Origin of the sequence: Vibrio genomosp. F10 str. 9ZD137, from assembly GCF_049974785.1 — a bacterium.
Taxonomy (GTDB): Bacteria; Pseudomonadota; Gammaproteobacteria; order Enterobacterales; family Vibrionaceae; genus Vibrio.
On record NZ_JBNGCJ010000190.1, the window covers coordinates 1 to 914 of the forward strand.

Sequence of the window (914 nt, forward strand, 5' to 3'; positions counted from 1 at the left end):
TGAACCGCTCTTCCTATCTAGTTGATTACTTACGCGATGTTATTGTCGACAATAAGCTCGGCATCAATGATCAATTGGAAGCAGATGTAGCATCTTTAGTCGGAAATTTCCGCTGTGAGTGGACCGATACCATCAATGACGAGTCTCAGTTAAAACGTTTTTCTCACTTTATCAATTCGGATTTACGTGATGATAACGTTGTGTTTGTTGAAGCGCGTGAGCAGCACCGTCCTGCAACATTTACCGAGAAGTATCCAGAAGTAAAAGGCGACATCTTGCATGTAGCACTGACTGAAACCATAGCGGAGAAATAATCATGGCGATCAACAAAGCAACATTTCAAAAAGTGTGTGAGATTACCGATATCATTCCTGGAACGGGTGTGTGTGCCTTATTTAACGGTGAGCAGGTCGCTATCTTTAGACCTACTGACGCTTTAAATGTCCTGGCAATCAGTAACCACGACCCTTTTGCCTGTGCCAATGTCTTGTCGCGCGGCCTAATTTGTCAGCATCAAGATGAGTTGTGGGTAGCTAGCCCATTGAAAAAACAGCGTTTCAACCTAACAACAGGCGTTTGCTTGGAAGACGAAAGCTTCAATGTGAAAGCGTACAAAGCCCGAGTAGACAATGGCGCAGTAGAGCTTTCATTATAAAGGTTTACTTTGTGGAGCTAGGTTTTCCAACATAGAAATTTGATAGTTCAAGGGCTTCAGGCTAGTGACTGAATGTACGGATCTGAAGCCTTTTCCTATCCAATTTTTACTTTAATTTAATATTTAGGGACATAAACATGAATGATCTAAAACCAGCTGAATTCGTTCAAACCATGATCGATGTTGGCGAGGCCAAGGTTAAAACGAGCACTCGTGATCTGATTTTACGCGGTGTCATGGCCGGCATTATACTTTCGCT

The 914-nt window shown here is 42.7% G+C and carries 1 protein-coding gene and 2 pseudogenes; all 3 read left to right on the forward strand.

All coding sequences use genetic code 11. The features are described from left to right. Positions 1-314: pseudogene (locus ACP45E_RS02445) on the forward strand (nitrite reductase (NAD(P)H)); the annotation flags it as partial. Positions 315-316: 2 nt separating this feature from the next. Further along, complete coding sequence (nirD, locus tag ACP45E_RS02450; protein WP_017034081.1) at positions 317-655, forward strand: nitrite reductase small subunit NirD; 339 nt, start codon at positions 317-319, stop codon at positions 653-655. A 137-nt stretch (positions 656-792) separates the two neighbouring features. Continuing rightward, positions 793-914 (forward strand): annotated as a pseudogene (locus ACP45E_RS02455) (formate/nitrite transporter family protein); the annotation flags it as partial.

Coding starts and splice junctions, on each gene's coding strand:
- nirD (WP_017034081.1), top strand. CDS start 317: ATGGCGATCAACAAAGCAACATTTCAAAAAGTGTGTGAGATTACCGAT.